The organism is Streptomyces sp. NPDC058308 (assembly GCF_042880275.1).
GTDB lineage: Bacteria > Actinomycetota > Actinomycetes > Streptomycetales > Streptomycetaceae > Streptomyces.
Genome location: NZ_JBHVZA010000033.1, coordinates 1 through 17,303 on the forward strand (window position 1 = coordinate 1; position 17,303 = coordinate 17,303).

Below are 17,303 nucleotides of genomic sequence, written 5' to 3' on the forward strand. Positions count from 1 at the left end.
AGCGCCGATGGTACTGCAGGGGGGACCCTGTGGGAGAGTAGGACGCCGCCGAACTTCTTTTATAGCCGCGGTCCCTGGATTCAATTCCAGGGACCGCGGCTTTTTTGTTTTGTACCGGCTGCCCGGCTACCCCTCTGCACGGACGTGCGGCAACTGAGGGTAAGGTCAGGGGGCATCACTGACTCTTTTCCTCACAGGAGGCCCCCGGGTGGAGGTCCAGGAGACTCGTGTCCAGACGGACCGGGTCCTCACCATCCCGAACATCCTCAGCATGGCGCGCCTCGCCGGCGTGCCCCTCTTCCTGTGGTTGATCCTCAGGCCCGAGTTCGGGGGCCCCAACAGCGACGGCTGGGCGCTGCTGGTCCTGGCGCTCAGCGGGGTCAGTGACTACCTCGACGGCAAGCTCGCGCGCCGCTGGAACCAGATCAGCAAGCTCGGCCGGCTGCTCGACCCCGCGGCCGACCGTCTCTATATCCTCTCGACGTTGGTCGGTCTGACCTGGCGGGAGATTCTTCCGCTCTGGGTGACCGGGGCGCTGCTCCTGCGCGAACTGGTCCTGCTGGTGATGGTCGGGATCCTCAGGCGTCACGGCTATCCGCCGCCGCAGGTGAACTTTCTGGGCAAGGCCGCGACCTTCAACCTGATGTACGCCTTTCCACTACTGCTCCTCAGTGATGGAAGTGGCTGGATCGCCACACCCGCTGCTATTTTCGGATGGGCGTTCGCCGGATGGGGTACAACCCTGTACTGGTGGGCAGGGATCCTCTATGTGGTTCAGGTCCGCCGACTTGTCAAAGCGGACAGCACGGCCGATTGAGCTTGCCGATTCGGTGGCTGTAGAGGCTCGAAGGCCCGCACCGGACATATGCGGGTCATCCTCGGTGAGCTGAGTCGGCCAGATCGTCGTCTATTGAGGAGGACGTTTCCGACATGAAGGCCGTCGTGATGGCCGGTGGTGAGGGCACGCGCCTTCGCCCCATGACCTCGAGCATGCCCAAGCCGCTCCTTCCCGTGGCCAATCGGCCCATCATGGAGCATGTGCTGCGCCTGCTGAAGAGGCACGGGCTCACCGAGACCGTGGTGACAGTGCAGTTCTTGGCGTCGCTCGTCAAGAACTACTTCGGCGACGGCGAAGAGCTTGGGATGGAGCTCACCTATGCCAATGAGGAGAAACCGCTCGGCACTGCCGGCAGCGTGAAGAACGCTGAGGAAGCGCTCAAGGACGACGCTTTTCTCGTGATCTCCGGTGACGCGCTGACGGACTTCGACCTCAGCGATCTGATTGCCTTCCACAAGGAAAAGGGCGCGCTTGTCACCGTCTGCCTGACGCGCGTACCCAACCCGCTGGAATTCGGCATCACCATCGTCGACGAAGAAGGAAAGGTCGAGCGCTTTCTTGAGAAGCCGACCTGGGGGCAGGTCTTCTCCGACACGGTGAACACGGGCATCTACGTGATGGAGCCGGAGGTGTTCGACTATGTCGACGCCGATGTGCCGGTGGACTGGTCCGGGGACGTCTTCCCGCAGCTCATGAAAGAGGGCAAGCCCGTCTACGGCTATGTCGCCGAGGGCTACTGGGAGGACGTCGGCACGCACGAGAGCTACGTCAAGGCGCAGGCCGACGTGCTGGAGGGCAAGGTCGACGTCGAGCTCGACGGCTTCGAGATCTCGCCGGGGGTGTGGGTCGCCGAGGGTGCCGAGGTGCATCCCGACGCAGTACTGCGCGGACCGCTGTACATCGGTGACTACGCCAAGATCGAGGCGAACGTCGAGATCCGTGAGCACACCGTCATCGGGTCCAACGTCGTGGTGAAGGACGGTGCGTTCCTGCACAAGGCCGTCGTGCACGACAACGTGTACATCGGGCAGCACAGCAATCTGCGTGGCTGTGTCGTCGGCAAGAACACCGACATCATGCGCGCCGCGCGCATCGAGGACGGCGCGGTCATCGGTGACGAGTGCCTCGTCGGCGAAGAATCGATCGTGCAGGGCAACGTACGGGTCTACCCGTTCAAGACGGTCGAGGCCGGTGCCTTCGTCAATACGTCGGTCATCTGGGAGTCGCGGGGCCAGGCGCACCTCTTCGGGGCGCGTGGGGTGTCCGGGATCCTGAATGTGGAGATCACGCCGGAGCTCGCCGTGCGCCTGGCGGGCGCGTATGCGACGACCCTGAAGAAGGGTTCCACCGTGACCACCGCACGTGACCACTCGCGTGGTGCGCGTGCGCTGAAGAGAGCGGTGATCTCGGCGCTGCAGGCCAGCGCCATGGACGTACGGGACCTGGAGAACGTGCCGTTGCCCGTGGCACGGCAGCAGACCGCGCGCGGCAGCGCCGGCGGGATCATGATCCGGACGACGCCCGGAGTGCCGGACTCCGTCGACATCATGTTCTTCGACGGACAGGGCGCGGACCTCTCGCAGGGGAGCCAGCGCAAGCTGGACCGGGTCTACGCGCGCCAGGAGTACCGGCGGGCCTTCCCCGGTGAGATCGGTGATCTGCACTTCCCGTCCAGTGTCTTCGACTCCTACACGGGCTCCCTGCTGCGGAACGTGGACACCACGGGCGTCGCCGAGGCGGGCCTCAAGGTCGTCGTCGACGCGTCCAACGGAAGCGCCGGACTCGTACTCCCGAGCCTCCTCGGAAAGCTCGGAGTGGACGCGCTGACCATCAATCCCGGGCTCGACGAGTCGCGGCCCACGGAGACCGCGGACGGCCGCCGGTCCGGGCTCGTGCGGCTCGGGGAGATCGTGGCGTCCGCCCGGGCCGCCTTCGGGGTGCGGTTCGACCCCGTCGGCGAACGGCTGTCGCTCGTGGACGAGAAGGGGCGGATCGTCGAGGACGACCGGGCCCTGCTGGTGATGCTCGATCTCGTCGCCGCCGAGCGGCGGAGCGGGCGGGTGGCGCTGCCGGTGACGACCACGCGCATCGCCGAGCAGGTCGCGGCGTACCACGGCACTCAGGTGGACTGGACGACCACGTCGCCGGACGATCTGACGAGGGTGGGCCGTGAGGACTCGACCATCTTCGGCGGTGACGGGCGGGGCGGGTTCATCATCCCCGAGTTCAGCGGCGTCTTCGACGGAACTGCCGCATTCGTACGGCTCATCGGTCTGGTGGCGCGTACGCAGCTCACCCTGAGCCAGATCGACGCGCGTATCCCGCGCGCGCACGTGCTGCGGCGTGATCTCGCGACTCCGTGGGCCGTCAAGGGCCTGGTGATGCGTCGCGTGGTGGAAGCGGCCGGGGAGCGGTCCGTGGACACGACCGACGGTGTGCGGGTCGTGGAGACCGACGGACGCTGGGTGCTCGTGCTGCCCGACCCCGCCGAGGCCGTCACTCATCTGTGGGCCGAGGGGCCGGACGACGCGTCCGCCCAGGCGCTGCTCGACGAGTGGTCCACGGTGGTGGACAGCGCAGGTCGCTGACCTGTTCCAGGGCCGGACAGCACCCGTAACAGGTGCTGTCCGGCGCGCCGGTGGGGCCATTCGGAGGTAGCGCCCGCGACGTGCGACGATGTGCGGCATGCCGCAGCAGCCCCCCGTTCGGAGCACCCCCTCGCGCCCTCGGCGTCCGGACGCGTCCATGTCGCTGCTCACCACCGTCATGGACCACAGCCTGGACGAGGGATACGCGGAGGCGGCGGCCCGGAAGAAGGCCAGAGGGGACAGCGGTGTCCCTCGTCCGCTGCGGGCCAAACTGGGGCTCGCGGCCGGGCTCGTGCTCGCCGCGCTTGTGGTCACCGTGGGTGCCGCGCAGGCGCGTATAGAAGCACCGGTGGTGGCCAAGGAGCGCGAGGAGCTCATCGACCGTGTCGAGGACGCGACCGCCGGGGCCGACAAGCTCGAGGACGACGTGGACGAGCTCCGCGACGACGTGGGCGACCGCCAGCAGGCCGCGCTGAAGAAGCACGGCGGCAGCCAGGGCGAGTTGATGGGTCTCCTCTCCGGGGCGACGGAAGTGCACGGGCCCGGCGTCAAGCTCGTGGTGGACGACAAGAAGCAAGCCGAGCAGGGTGGCGGCGGGCCGCGCGAGAGCTCCGGTTTCTCCGACACCGGGCGGGTGCGCGACCGCGACATGCAGCGCGTCGTCAACGGCCTGTGGCAGTCGGGCGCCGAAGCGATCTCCATCAACGACCAGCGACTGACCGCGCTGTCGGCGATCAGGGCCGCGGGTGACGCGATACTGGTGGACAACAGACCGCTGGTGCCGCCGTATACGGTGCTTGCGGTCGGGGACGCGAAGCGCTTGAGCACCCGGTTCCAGAACAGCCGCGACGGACAGTACCTGCATGCTCTGCAGGAGAACTTCGGCATCCGGACCAGCATCTCCGGGTCGGACGAGCTCCGGCTGCCGGCAGCGCCGAGCGTGACCGTACGTACAGCAGAGCCGAAGGCAGGAAAGGGCACATCGTGATCGCCGTACTGGGCCTCGTCGTGGGAGTCGTGGCCGGATTGTTGGTTCGGCCCGAGGTTCCGGCGGTGGTCGAGCCGTACCTTCCTATTGCCGTCGTGGCGGCTCTCGACGCCGTGTTCGGCGGGCTGCGGGCCATGCTCGACGGCATCTTCGACGACAAGGTGTTCGTCGTGTCGTTTCTGTCGAACGTGGTGGTGGCCGCGCTGATCGTGTTCCTGGGCGACAAGCTGGGCGTCGGCGCGCAGTTGTCCACCGGCGTCGTCGTGGTCCTCGGTATCCGGATCTTCTCCAACGCCGCCGCGATCCGTCGGCATGTCTTCAGGGCGTGACGCCGATGAGTTCCGACGAGAGGCCCCAGTACGACCGGCACAGGGAGCTCCCCGCGGAGGTCCCCAGCGTGCCCGAGAAGCCCGCGTCGACCGAGCCCGGAAAGAAGCCGCAGCTCACCGGCCGCCAGCGGCTGGTGCAGGGATTGTGGCCGCCGCGGGTGACCCGGCCCCAACTCATCGTCGCCCTGCTGCTGTTCGTGCTCGGCCTCGGCCTGGCCATTCAGGTGCGGTCCAACAACGACAGCAGCGCACTGCGCGGTGCGAGACAAGAAGATCTCGTACGCATCCTCGATGAACTGGATGACCGAACTCAGCGTCTGGAAGAAGAGAAGCGACGCCTCGAGGACCAGAGGACCGGGCTGGAGAACAGCTCGGACCAGGCCGAAGAGGCGCGCAAGCAGACGGTCGAGCGGGAGAGGCAACTCGGCATCCTGGCAGGCACGGTGGCGGCCCAGGGGCCCGGCATCACCCTGACCATCGAGGACAAGAAGGGGGCGATCGAGGCGGACATGCTGCTCGACGCCATTCAGGAGCTGCGCGCCGCGGGTGCCGAGGCGATCCAGATCAATGACGTACGTGTCGTGGCCAACACCTACCTGTCCGACGCCGGCGGCGGTGGCGTACGGGTGGACGGCCACAAGGTCGGCGAGCCGTACCTCTTCAAGGTGATCGGCAAGCCGCAGGATCTCGAACCTGCGCTGAACATCCCGGGAGGCGTGGTGCAGACTCTGGAGAAGGAGCAGGCCACGGTGACCGTGGAACGCTCGGAGAAGATCATTGTGAACGCCTTGCGACCTGCGAAGCGGCCTGACTACGCTCGGTCGTCCTCCGAGTGAGGGGCGGACGCATGGGGGCCGCCAGGCGAGGGCATGAGGTTGCGGGGGGTCGGCGCACCGGAAGCGTGGTGCGTGGTGGAAACTGTTTGGTGGCCACGGACGTTGTGAGGATGTCTGGCTCACCGATGAATGCCGGTGTGTGCAATCAGGGTTCGTCCTGCCCCACGGGCGGGTCTGTTTCGGTCAAGGGGAATCGCCCGTGAAGTTGTTTGCGAAGTTGTTCGGCAAGAGCGCACGAGAGGACAGCGGCAATCCGGCCACTGCCCGTCACCGTGCTCCGCGCCATGGAGATGCCGAGGAGCAGGGCGCGGGGCGCCCGATGTTCCGCGATCAGGTCGCTGGTCCAGGTGGTGACATTTCGGGCGGACAGGGCGCGTCATCTGTTGACCCTGCCGGTCCCGGCCGCATAGGTTTCGGGGAACCTTCAACCTCAGGTACGGGTGGAGGGTTCACCTCCGGCCCGTACGCATCGAATGCCCCCGCGGGGCAGCCACGGCAGGAGGACCCGTCCATGGCCCTGGTGTGTACGAGGTGCGGGAACCGCAACGCCGAGGCGAGCCGGTTCTGCTCCAACTGCGGTGCGCCGCTGCGGGCCGGAGCCGCGCCGGAGCGTCCGTCCGAGACCACCTCGACGATCTCCATCTCGGGCCTGGAGGCCTACGACGCCGAGACGACGGGGCAGACCCAGTCTCCCGCGCTCTCCCCGGAGGCCCAGGCGGCCGTGGACGCGCTGCCGCTCGGTTCCGCGCTGCTCGTCGTGCGCCGCGGTCCGAACTCGGGCAGTCGTTTCCTGCTCGACGGCGAGCTGACCACGGCGGGGCGGCACCCGCAGAGCGACATCTTCCTGGACGACGTGACGGTGTCGCGTCGCCACGTGGAGTTCCGTCGTGTCCAGGACGGTTCCTTCACCGTCGCGGACGTGGGCAGCCTCAACGGCACGTACGTCAACCGTGAGCGCATCGACTCGGTCGCGCTTTCGAACGGCGACGAGGTGCAGATCGGCAAGTACCGCCTGGTCTTCTACGCGAGCCAGCGGGCCGTCGGCCTCTGACCCTCCCCCAGGCGCCGTCTGGGGGGACAACCCCCAGGGAAGGTCCATGCTTCAAACACCGAGGGGCGGTGCCGACATCGGCACCGCCGTCGCGGACCGTCGGCTGATGAGTATCGGCACCGTGCTGAACGAGCTGCGTGACGAATTTCCCGAGGTCACGATCTCCAAGATCCGCTTTCTGGAGTCCGAGGGGCTCATCGAGCCGCAGCGGACACCGTCCGGGTACCGGAAGTTCAGCCCGGAGGACGTCGAGCGGCTCGGTCAGGTCCTGCGGATGCAGCGGGACCACTATCTGCCGCTCAAGGTCATCCGGGAGCACCTCGACGCGCTGGAGCGCGGTGAGCAGCCTCCGATGCCGTCTCTGGGGCGTCAGCGGGACGGTGGCGACGCGCAGGGCCGGCACGAGGCCCAGGGGCCGACGGTGGCCCGTGTGGGCCGTGCCGAGCTCCTGGCCGCCGCGGAGATCGACGAGGTGCAGCTCGGCGAGTGGGAGGCCTACGGGCTGGTCGCGCCGCTGCCGGACGGCGGCTACGACGCGGAGGCCGTCACGGTCGCCACGCTCGTCGTCGAACTCGGCCGATTCGGTATCGAGCCACGGCATCTGCGGGCCATGAAGGCCGCCGCCGAGCGGGAGGCCGGGCTCGTCGACCAGGTGGTCGCGCCGCTGCGGCGGCACCGCAATCCGCAGACCAGGGCCCATGCCGAGGCCCGAACCAAAGAGCTCGCCGGGCTCACGGGCAGGCTCCATTCGGCGCTCGTGCAGACGGCACTCGGCGTCAGACTGCCCTGACTCGGAGCACGCCCGGCCGCTACTCGGCGGGTGCCCGACTACCCAAACCTGCCAGCCACGTCCTAGGGTTGCTGTGTGAACGAGCTCGACGTCGTAGGTGTCCGGGTCGAAATGCCCTCCAACCAGCCGATCGTGCTCCTGCGTGAAGTGGGAGGCGACCGGTACCTCCCCATCTGGATCGGACCAGGTGAGGCAACCGCCATCGCCTTTGCGCAGCAGGGCATGGCACCCGCACGGCCGCTGACCCACGACCTGTTCAAGGACGTGCTGGAAGCGGTGGGTCAGGAGCTCTCCGAAGTGCGCATCACCGACCTGCGGGAAGGGGTCTTCTACGCGGAGTTGGTCTTCGCCAGCGGTGTCGAGGTGAGCGCGCGGCCGTCCGACGCCATAGCGCTTGCGCTGCGCACCGGGACGCCGATCTTCGGCAGTGACGGTGTCCTCGACGACGCCGGCATCGCGATCCCGGACGAGCAGGAGGACGAGGTGGAGAAGTTCCGCGAGTTCCTCGACCAGATCTCGCCCGAGGACTTCGGCACCAACAGCCAGTGAGCCGCTTACAGCGGCCCGCGTCGGACCATTCGGCTAGCCTTTCCCCGCGGTGCGGTACGGGAAACCACTCTCAGGGTGATTATCACTCGGCGTGCCGAGTGTGGCGATCGTTGACGAGCCCCTGGCGACTGCCTACCGTCGAGAAGGCAGGTCAAGGAGGGAGGTCGGCGTGAGAAGCAGCGGCGACGGTACGGCGGTGGACGGTGGTTACCCGCTCCACGGCGGTGCCTCCGACCACTCTCCGAATCGACCGATGGCGGTCCAGGGGAGCGGGGACGCGACGTCCGGGCACGAGCAGATCGGCTACCGCGGTCCCACCGCGTGCGCGGCCGCGGGCATCACCTACCGACAGCTCGACTACTGGGCCCGTACCGGGCTGGTGGAGCCCAGTGTGCGGGCGGCGGGCGGCTCCGGGACCCAGCGGCTGTACAGCTTCCGCGACGTGGTCGTCCTGAAGATCGTGAAGCGGTTCCTCGACACCGGTGTGTCGCTGCAGAACATCCGGACGACGGTCCAGCACCTGCGGGAGCGCGGGTTCCAGGACCTGGAGCGGATGACGCTGATGAGCGACGGTGCGACGGTCTACGAGTGCACGTCGTCCAGCGAGGTCCACGACCTGCTCCAGGGCGGCCAGGGGGTCTTCGGGATCGCCGTGGGCGTCGTCTGGCGCGATGTCGAGGCCGCGCTGTCCCAGCTGCACGGGGAGCGCGTCGACACCGGCGAGACCCTCATCGGGCACAATCCGGCCGACGAACTGGCCAGGCGCCGCAACAAGGCCGTCTAGGCACTTCCCGCACCGGCTCCAGGGCCCGGCGACGGGCCTTGCGACGCCGCGTTGTCAGTGGCATAGGGCAGCATCAGAGATGTGAGAAGCGCGCCGACGATCCTGCATCTGGACATGGATGCCTTCTACGCGTCCGCAGAGCAGGCCGCGAAGCCGAGTCTGCGCGGAAAAGCCGTGGTGGTCGGCGGTCTGGGGCCGCGGGGTGTGGTCGCCACCGCTTCGTACGAGGCGCGTCGTTTTGGAGTGCACTCGGCGATGCCGATGGGGCAGGCGCGGCGGCTCGCGCCGAACGCCGCCTATCTCGTGCCGCGCTTCGGGCTGTATCGCGAGGTCAGCGAGCAGGTGATGGGGCTGCTGCGGCAGCTGTCGCCGCTCGTGGAGCCGCTCAGCCTGGACGAGGCCTTCGTGGATCTGGAGGCCGGCGGCGTCGCCGACGACGCGGAGACGGCCCGGGCGGTGGGGGAGCGGCTGCGGGCGGACATCAGGGCGGTGACCGGGCTGACCGGGTCGGTGGGGCTCGCCGTCTCCAAGATGCTGGCCAAGATCGCCTCCGAGGAGGCCAAGCCGGACGGGCTCAGGCTGATAGCACCGGGGTCGGAGCGGGCGCTGCTCGGGCCCAAGTCGGTGCGCATCCTGCCGGGGGTGGGACCGGCCACGGGGGATCATCTGCGGCGGGCGGGCATCACCACGGTGGAGGAGCTGGCGGAGGCGGGCGAGGACGAGCTCGTACGGCTGCTGGGCAAGGCGCACGGGGGCTCGCTGTACGGGATGGCGCTCGCGCACGACGAGCGGCCCGTGGTGGCCGAGCGGGACACGAAGTCGGTGAGCGTCGAGGACACGTACGACGTGGACATCCACGACCGGGTGCGGGTCCGGGGCGAGGTCGCGCGACTCGCCGAGCGGTGTGTGCAGCGGTTGCGGGCGGCGGGGCACTCGGGGCGGACCATCGTGTTGAAGGTGCGGCGCTTCGACTTCTCGACACTGACGCGGTCCGAGACGCTGCGCGGGCCCACGGACGACCCCGGGGTGGTGCGGGAGGCCGCGGCGCGTCTCCTTGAGTCCGTGGACACCACGGGCGGGGTGCGGCTCCTTGGCGTGGGTGTCTCCGGCCTCGCGGACTACACGCAGGAGGATCTCTTCGCGCAGGCGCAGGCCCAGGCTGCCGAGGTCGAGGCGGAGGCGGCGGCGGCCCTCGCGGCGGCCGGAGGTGGCGCGGAGGCGGAGCCCGAGGGCGGCGGGAGCGGTGGCGGTGTGCCCAAGGAGCCGGTGCCGGGTGAGCAGGCGGTGGAGAGCGCCGAGGATCCGGTGGCGCCGGCCGAGCGGCGGTGGGCGGCCGGTCACGATGTGCGCCATGCCGAGTACGGGCACGGGTGGGTGCAGGGGAGCGGCCTCGGGCGGGTGACGGTGCGCTTCGAGACGCCGTACTCGCCGCCGGGGCGGGTGCGGACGTTCCGTACGGAGGATCCGGACCTGGTGCCGGCCGAGCCGTTGCCGCTGGTCGCCGCGGAGGCGCCGGAGGAGGTCCGCGGGGCGGGCGCTGAGGCGGGGCTTGAGGTGGCGTCCAGCCCGGCTCGCGTGGAGGTGGGGGACCAGGGCTGAGACGGGGTGGCCGGAAAGGGACGACGCCGGGTCAGGGAGGTTCTGTGCCCGCGATGCGGCCGAAGCTCTGGTCGGGTGGCGGGGACTGTGGTGGTGTCGTGTCCAGGCCGTAGTGGTGGTAGAGCTGGAGTTCCTGCTCGGGCGAGAGGTGGCGGCCGACTCCGAAGTCCGGGGCGTCCCTGATGAGGGCGCGGTCGAAGGGAATGCGCAGGGTGCCGTCCCCGAGGAGCTCGCTCGGCTCCAGCGGGACGAAGGCGTCGCGGCTGAACAGGCCGGTGCGTATGGCCGCCCACTCCGGGGCGCCGGTGGCGTCGTCGAGGTAGACCTCGTCGATGGTGCCGATCTTGGTCCCGTTTCGGTCGAACGCCTTGCGGCCGATCAGGTTGCGCGGATCGATGTCGGTCTGCACGGGCCCTCCAGCTGGTCGCGGCCTGACGAAATCGGGTGCAACTCATCCTTATTCGTTCGTAGTCACTACGAAAGAGCACTTCGGGGCAGGTGGCCACTCGAGGGATCGGCCATGGTCCTCGCTGGTAGGCTGGCTTCCGGCCGCTGACCCCGTGCGGGAGAGCTCTCCGGAACACACTTTCCGGGGGCGCCGAAGGAGCAAATCCTCCCCGGAATCTCTCAGGCACCCGTACCGCACGGACGAGGTCACTCTGGAAAGCAGGGCGGGCGTCGGGCGGGCACGTTCCGAACCCTTCCTCACCGACGGTGAAAGCAGATCTGTCGAGAGACGGGACTGTGAAGCTCTCAGGTTGAGATGACAGAGGGGGAGGCCGTCCGGGTACCCGCGCCGTGGTACCCCTCGCAGGTCGTGCTGACCAGGAGGCCTCCGCAATGACTGCCACCAATCGCATCCCGCTCTCCGAGCTCGAGCAGGGCATTCCCTTCGAGCAGCGGCACATAGGGCCCGATGCGGAAGCGCGGGCCAAAATGCTCGCCCAGGTCGGGTACGGCTCGCTCGACGAGCTGACGGCCGCCGCGGTGCCGGATGTGATCAAGAACGCCGAGGCGCTGAACCTGCCCGGCGCCCGTTCCGAGGCCGAGGTACTGGCCGAGCTGCGCTCGCTGGCCGACCGGAACCAGGTCCTCGACTCCATGATCGGGCTCGGCTACTACGGGACCTTCACCCCGCCGGTCATCCTGCGGAACGTGATGGAGAACCCCTCCTGGTACACCGCCTACACCCCGTACCAGCCCGAGATCTCGCAGGGCCGGCTCGAGGCGCTGCTCAACTTCCAGACCATGGTCGCCGAGCTGACCGGCCTGCCCACCTCCGGGGCCTCGCTCCTGGACGAGGGCACCGCCGCCGCTGAGGCCATGGCCCTGTCGCGGCGCATGGGCAAGGTCAAGAACGGCGCCTTCGTCGTCGACGCCGACACGCTGCCGCAGACCATCGCCGTGATCCAGACCCGCGCCGAGCCGACCGGCGTCGAGGTGGTCGTCGCCGACCTGAGCGAGGGCATTCCCGCCGAGGTGGCCGAGCGCGGCGTCGTCGGCGTCCTGCTGCAGTACCCGGGCGCCTCCGGTGCCGTACGCGACATCAAGCCGCTCATCGACCAGGCGCACGAGATCGGCGCGGTCGTCACCGTCGCCGCCGACCTGCTCGCCCTGACGCTGCTCACCTCGCCCGGCGAGCTCGGCGCCGACATCGCCGTCGGCACGACCCAGCGCTTCGGTGTGCCGATGGGCTTCGGCGGTCCGCACGCCGGTTACATGGCGGTCCGCGAGAAGTTCGCGCGCAGCCTGCCCGGACGGCTCGTCGGCGTCTCCGTCGACGCCGACGGCAACAAGGCCTACCGCCTCGCGCTGCAGACCCGTGAGCAGCACATCCGCCGCGAGAAGGCCACCAGCAACATCTGTACCGCTCAGGTGCTGCTCGCGGTCATGGCCGGAATGTACGCCGTCTACCACGGGCCCGATGGCCTGAAGTCCATCGCCCGGCGCACCCACCGGTACGCGACGCTGCTCGCGGCGGGCCTGGCGGCCGGTGGCGTCGAGGTCGTCCACGGCGCGTACTTCGACACCCTGACCGTGCGCGCCGAGGGCAGGGCCGAGGAGCTCGTCCGTGCCGCCCGCGAGGGCGGCGTGAACATCCACCTGGTCGACGCCGACCACGTCTCCCTCGCTTGTGACGAGACCACCACGCGGGCGCAACTGGCGGCCGTGTGGGGCGCGTTCGGGGTCGAGGCCGATGTCGAGTCGCTCGACGCCACCGTCGCGGACACGCTGCCCGCGGGCCTGCTGCGCGAGGACGACTACCTCGCCCACCCGGTCTTCCACCAGCACCGCTCCGAGACGGCCATGCTCCGCTACCTGCGCAAGCTCGCCGACCGTGACTACGCGCTCGACCGCGGCATGATCCCGCTGGGCTCCTGCACCATGAAGCTCAACGCGACCACCGAGATGGAGCCGGTCACCTGGCCCGAGTTCGGCTCGCTGCACCCCTTCGCCCCCGCCCAGCAGGCGCAGGGCTATCTCACGCTCATCCGTGAGCTGGAGGAGCGGCTCGCCGAGGTCACCGGGTACGACAAGGTCTCGCTGCAGCCCAACGCGGGTTCGCAGGGCGAGCTGGCCGGCCTCCTCGCCGTACGCGGGTACCACCGTGCCAACGGCGACGAGCAGCGCACCGTCTGCCTCATCCCGTCGTCCGCGCACGGCACGAACGCCGCGAGCGCCGTCATGGCGGGCATGAAGGTCGTGGTCGTCAAGACCGCCGACGACGGCGAGATCGACGTCGAGGACCTGCGTGCCAAGATCGAGAAGCACCGCGACGAGCTGGCGGTGCTGATGATCACCTACCCCTCGACGCACGGCGTCTTCGAGGAGCACGTCGCCGACATCTGCGCCCAGGTGCACGAGGCCGGCGGTCAGGTGTACGTCGACGGGGCCAACCTCAACGCCCTGGTGGGTCTGGCCAAGCCGGGCCACTTCGGCGGCGACGTCTCGCACCTCAACCTGCACAAGACCTTCTGCATCCCGCACGGCGGCGGTGGCCCCGGCGTCGGTCCGGTCGGTGTGCGCGAGCACCTCGCGCCGTACCTGCCCAACCACCCGCTGCAGCCCGCGGCCGGCCCCGAGACCGGTGTCGGCCCGATCTCCGCGGCGCCCTGGGGTTCCGCGGGCATCCTGCCGATCTCCTGGTCGTACGTGCGCCTCATGGGCGGCGAGGGCCTCAAGCGGGCCACCCAGGTCGCGGTGCTCTCCGCCAACTACATCGCCAAGCGGCTCGAGCCGCACTTCCCGGTGCTCTACACCGGTCCCGGTTCGCTCGTCGCGCACGAGTGCATCATCGACCTGCGGCCGCTCAGCAAGGCGACCGGCGTCAGCGTCGACGACATCGCCAAGCGGCTCATCGACTACGGCTTCCACGCGCCGACCATGTCCTTCCCGGTCGCAGGGACGCTGATGATCGAGCCGACGGAGAGCGAGGACCTGGGCGAGATCGACCGGTTCTGCGAGGCGATGATCGCCATTCGCCGGGAGATCGAGAAGGTCGGCTCCGGCGAGTGGGCCGCCGACGACAACCCGCTGCGGAACGCCCCGCACACCGCCGCCGCGCTGAGCGGTGAGTGGGAGCACGGGTACAGCCGCGAGGAGGCCGTCTTCCCGGCCGGTGTCGTCGCGTCGGACAAGTACTGGCCGCCGGTGCGCCGCATCGACCAGGCGTACGGCGACCGGAACCTGGTCTGCTCCTGCCCGCCGCTGGATGCGTACGAGGACTGATCACCGCGCTCGCCCGGCGCGGGCATGCGGCGGGGCCGGTTCGGAGAGTTCTCTCCGGGCCGGCCCCTCGTCTTTCCTGTGCTGCGCTCGTGCGGTTGTGCCAGCGGTGCTCAGGCGGCTGTCATGACCTGATCGGTGCCCAGCGGTCGATGTGGGGCGATGATCTGGCCGTCCGGCAGCAGCTCACCGGTGTCCTCGAAGAGCAGGACGCCGTTGCACAGCAGGCTCCAGCCCTGTTCCGGGTGGCTCGCCATGAGGAGCGCGGCTTCCCGGTCGGCGGAGTCGGCTGTCGGGCACGGTGGTTGGTGCTGGCACATGGAAGGGTTCTTTCGCTGCGATGAGATGGCTGTGACGTCGGTCCTGTGGCTCGATGCGGTGTTCATAACCGCCCCCCGTTGTAGTCGGTCCGATCCCAGTGTTGCCCTCCGCGCGTCAATTCGCAGGGAATTTGCCGCAGCGGCTCCTACTGCTTAATGACGTATCACCCGCGCGGACGGTTCAGCCCAACTTGGCTGTCTCTTCGGGTGGTTCGGGGTGGCCTGAGTGGGCTAGTCCACTCGGGTGGGCAGCACTGTGCCCCGCGGCCGGGGGCGGCGGGGCACGAGAGGCGGATGGGGCGCTGTCAGGCGGGTGAGGTCAGAAGAGGTGCCGGTGTCAGGCGGTGGTTGAGCATCGGAAGGAGTTCGGCGACGCGGTGCGGGCGGTGGGCCGCGATGCCGGGCGGGGCGGGTGCCAGCGGGACGAGCAGGTCGTTGGCGGCCAGCGTGCCCCCGGCGCCGTCGTCCGTGCAGTCGCGGTGCAGCCAGAGGGTGAGCATATAGAGCTCGGGCACGGAGAGCAGCCGCGGCTGGCACGGCATCGGCATGGCCTCGGCGTGCCGCAGGGCGCGTTCTGTGGAGGCGATGTACGGGCCCTCGAAGAAGTGCGAGAACGCCCACCCGTCCGGAGTCAGCATCGTCTCGGCCGCGGCGACGGCGCGCTCGCCGCAGCGGATCAGGAAACGCCAGCCGGCGAGGCGGGTGGGCGAGGTGCCCTCTGGAGTGATGCGGTCCAACACGTGGACCGGCAGCGGGAGTTCCGGGCTCGCCGGCCCTTGTGCCGTACGGAGGGACGGGGTGCGGGCCTCACGTACGGCAGTGGGGGAACCGAGTGCCGCGAGGACGCTGCGCAGGGCGGGCGCGGGAGCCGGGGGGACATGCAGCGGCATGGTGGGTCGCCTCTCTCATTCGACAGGCACGGTGGAACGGGGGCAGGTGCGTGACGGCGCTGTCAGCTCTGGGTCAGAGGGGCGGGGGCTGGGAACCGCGAGCGCCAACTCTCTGCCTAGAGTGCGGAGTTTATACGAGGTGTGTTCGAGCGGTGTTTCAGCTAGAGGCACCGGATATTGTCGGCAAGGCGTTAATGCGCCGTCCTTGTGGGACATTTATCCCGATTTTTCGCGGGCTCTGCCTTCATGACCTCGGATTTCCCGCGGTACGCGGTCGGCCGATTCCTGTCGGTGCTTTTGACCAGGTGGTTCGGAACGGAATCTTCACTGTGCCGCATGCCTGGTGAATGTGCCGGACAGCAACTGCGACGAGCCTAGCGGCCGGTGGTCCCGGGCGGGGCGTTATCGATCACATTGCCTGGGCATCCTCCCCCGTACACAGCGGCCGGACCCTTGGCTGCCCGTTCTAGGAGGGACGCTTCGATGGGGGAGAAGGTCGTGGCGGGCACGTTCGACCTGGCCGATCGGAACCACTACCGCGGCAAGCTCCGGAAGTGTCTGGCGGGGCTGGAGCGATTGTTGGATGAGGGGCGATTCGACCGGCCCAAGAATCTGATGGGCATGGAGATCGAGTTGAATCTCGCCGGTCCTGACGGGCTGCCGAGGATGTTGAATGCGCAGGTTCTGGAGCGCATCGCGAGCCGGGATTTCCAGACGGAACTCGGAATGTTCAATCTCGAAGTGAACATTGCCCCGCACCGGCTCGGCGGACGCGTGCTCGACCGGCTCGCCGAAGAGCTGCGCACCGGCCTCAACTACGCCCACAGGAAAGCGAACGAGCTCGCCGCCGGCATTGTCATGATCGGAATTCTGCCGACGCTGAACCGTGCCGATCTGGTGTCCGCGAATCTCTCCGACGTCGACCGCTACGCCCTGCTGAACGACCAGATCGTGGCGGCGCGCGGCGAGGACTTCGCCCTGGACATCCAGGGCGTGGAGCGGCTGACCTGCACTTCGGCGTCGATCGCGCCGGAAGCGGCGTGCACCTCCGTGCAGTTGCACCTGCAGGTCACGCCGGGCCGCTTCGCCGATGTGTGGAACGCGGCGCAGGCCGTCGCCGCGGCGCAGGTGGCCGTGGGCGCCAACGCGCCGTTCCTCTTCGGCCGTGAACTGTGGCGTGAGTCGCGGCCGCCGCTGTTCCTGCAGTCCACCGACACGCGCCCGCCCGAGCTGCAGGCGCAGGGCGTGCGGCCGCGCACCTGGTTCGGGGAGCGGTGGATCACCGGGCCGCTGGAGCTCTTCGAGGAGAACCTGCGGTACTTCCCGGCGCTGCTGCCGCTGCTGGAGGAGGAGGACCCGCTCGGCGTCCTCGACGCGGGCGGCGTGCCACGGCTCGGTGAACTCGTCCTGCACAACGGCACCGTGTACCGCTGGAACCGCCCGGTGTACGGCATCGCCGACGGCGTCCCGCACCTGCGGGTGGAGAACCGCGTGCTGCCCGCGGGGCCCACCGTCACCGATGTCATCGCCAATGCCGCCTTCTACTACGGCCTGGTGCGGGCGCTCGCCGAGGAGTCGCGGCCGGTGTGGTCCCGGCTGCCCTTCGAAGCCGCCGCCCGCAACTTCGACGTCGCGTGCCGCGACGGCATCGACGCCACGCTGCAGTGGCCGCGGCGCGGCAGGCTCGGTGGCGTCGCCGAGGTGGCGGCCGTCCAGCTCGTACGCGAGGAACTGCTGCCGCTCGCGGCCGCGGGTCTCGACGCGTGGGGTGTGGAGGCCGCTGACCGGGCCCTGTACCTCGGGGTGATCGAGGAGCGGTGCCGGCGGCGGGTCAACGGGGCGTCGTGGCAGGCGACGACGTACCACCGGGCCCGGGAGAGCGGCCTTTCCAGGGAAGAGGCGCTGGCCGCGACCACCCGCCGGTACTGCGAGCTGATGCATGCCGGGGAGCCCGTCCACACCTGGCCCGTGGGGCTGCGGGAACCCGCGGTGCCGACGGGCTGAGGCTCCCGGCC

General features: G+C 69.2%; 15 protein-coding genes and 1 riboswitch. Of the genes, 12 read left to right on the forward strand and 3 right to left on the reverse strand.

What is annotated here, in order from left to right; translation table 11 throughout:
• Positions 1-208: 208 nt before the first annotated feature.
• The 10 genes from ACFVYL_RS32205 to ACFVYL_RS32250 all read left to right on the forward strand — a co-directional run bounded on the left by ACFVYL_RS32205 (position 209) and on the right by ACFVYL_RS32250 (position 10,352).
• Positions 209-817, forward strand: a complete 609-nt coding sequence (locus ACFVYL_RS32205; RefSeq protein ID WP_389722244.1) for a CDP-alcohol phosphatidyltransferase family protein — start codon at positions 209-211, stop codon at positions 815-817.
• 113 nt (positions 818-930) lie between these two features.
• The gene (locus tag ACFVYL_RS32210) at positions 931-3,426 is read left to right on the forward strand and encodes a sugar phosphate nucleotidyltransferase (protein ID WP_389722246.1); all 2,496 of its coding nucleotides are present in this window, start codon (positions 931-933) and stop codon (positions 3,424-3,426) included.
• A gap of 88 nt (positions 3,427-3,514) precedes the next feature.
• A complete protein-coding gene (locus ACFVYL_RS32215; RefSeq protein WP_389722248.1) occupies positions 3,515-4,414 on the forward strand; it encodes a DUF881 domain-containing protein in 900 nt (299 codons plus the stop codon).
• Positions 4,411-4,743: a small basic family protein gene (locus tag ACFVYL_RS32220; protein WP_003988855.1), complete on the forward strand. Its 333-nt coding sequence runs from the start codon at positions 4,411-4,413 to the stop codon at positions 4,741-4,743. The genes ACFVYL_RS32215 and ACFVYL_RS32220 overlap by 4 nt, the downstream gene beginning before the upstream one ends.
• A gap of 5 nt (positions 4,744-4,748) precedes the next feature.
• A complete protein-coding gene (locus ACFVYL_RS32225; protein ID WP_389722250.1) occupies positions 4,749-5,579 on the forward strand; it encodes a DUF881 domain-containing protein in 831 nt (276 codons plus the stop codon).
• An 82-nt stretch (positions 5,580-5,661) separates the two neighbouring features.
• Positions 5,662-6,630, forward strand: a complete 969-nt coding sequence (locus tag ACFVYL_RS32230) for an FHA domain-containing protein (RefSeq protein ID WP_389722348.1) — start codon at positions 5,662-5,664, stop codon at positions 6,628-6,630.
• A 46-nt stretch (positions 6,631-6,676) separates the two neighbouring features.
• On the forward strand, positions 6,677-7,420 hold the full coding sequence (locus ACFVYL_RS32235; RefSeq protein WP_389722252.1) for a MerR family transcriptional regulator: 744 nt from the start codon (positions 6,677-6,679) through the stop codon (positions 7,418-7,420).
• 75 nt (positions 7,421-7,495) lie between these two features.
• Positions 7,496-7,969: a bifunctional nuclease family protein gene (locus ACFVYL_RS32240; protein WP_063795355.1), complete on the forward strand. Its 474-nt coding sequence runs from the start codon at positions 7,496-7,498 to the stop codon at positions 7,967-7,969.
• Positions 7,970-8,138: 169 nt separating this feature from the next.
• A complete protein-coding gene (locus ACFVYL_RS32245; RefSeq protein WP_389722254.1) occupies positions 8,139-8,753 on the forward strand; it encodes a MerR family transcriptional regulator in 615 nt (204 codons plus the stop codon).
• Between the two features lie 81 nt (positions 8,754-8,834).
• Positions 8,835-10,352 (forward strand): DNA polymerase IV, encoded by a 1,518-nt coding sequence (locus ACFVYL_RS32250; RefSeq protein ID WP_389722256.1) that lies wholly within the window; start codon positions 8,835-8,837, stop codon positions 10,350-10,352.
• A 31-nt stretch (positions 10,353-10,383) separates the two neighbouring features.
• On the opposite strand, the gene ACFVYL_RS32255 is transcribed toward ACFVYL_RS32250, so the two are convergent.
• Entirely contained in the window at positions 10,384-10,761 is a 378-nt protein-coding gene (locus ACFVYL_RS32255) for a PRC-barrel domain-containing protein (protein ID WP_389722258.1), read from the reverse strand.
• Between the two features lie 144 nt (positions 10,762-10,905).
• Positions 10,906-11,005: riboswitch (glycine riboswitch) on the forward strand.
• A gap of 187 nt (positions 11,006-11,192) precedes the next feature.
• Between ACFVYL_RS32255 and gcvP the strand changes: the two genes are divergently transcribed.
• Entirely contained in the window at positions 11,193-14,081 is a 2,889-nt protein-coding gene (gene gcvP, locus ACFVYL_RS32260) for an aminomethyl-transferring glycine dehydrogenase (protein ID WP_389722260.1), read from the forward strand.
• Positions 14,082-14,191: 110 nt separating this feature from the next.
• Here gcvP and ACFVYL_RS32265 read toward each other — a convergent pair whose 3' ends face one another.
• Positions 14,192-14,398: a DUF5999 family protein gene (locus ACFVYL_RS32265; RefSeq protein WP_362342245.1), complete on the reverse strand. Its 207-nt coding sequence runs from the start codon at positions 14,396-14,398 to the stop codon at positions 14,192-14,194.
• A 305-nt stretch (positions 14,399-14,703) separates the two neighbouring features.
• Positions 14,704-15,288: a hypothetical protein gene (locus tag ACFVYL_RS32270; RefSeq protein ID WP_389722262.1), complete on the reverse strand. Its 585-nt coding sequence runs from the start codon at positions 15,286-15,288 to the stop codon at positions 14,704-14,706.
• Between the two features lie 483 nt (positions 15,289-15,771).
• Between ACFVYL_RS32270 and ACFVYL_RS32275 the strand changes: the two genes are divergently transcribed.
• Positions 15,772-17,292 carry a glutamate--cysteine ligase gene (locus ACFVYL_RS32275; protein WP_389722264.1) on the forward strand — a complete coding sequence of 507 codons (1,521 nt, stop codon included), beginning with the start codon at positions 15,772-15,774 and terminating at the stop codon, positions 17,290-17,292.
• Positions 17,293-17,303: the final 11 nt, after the last annotated feature.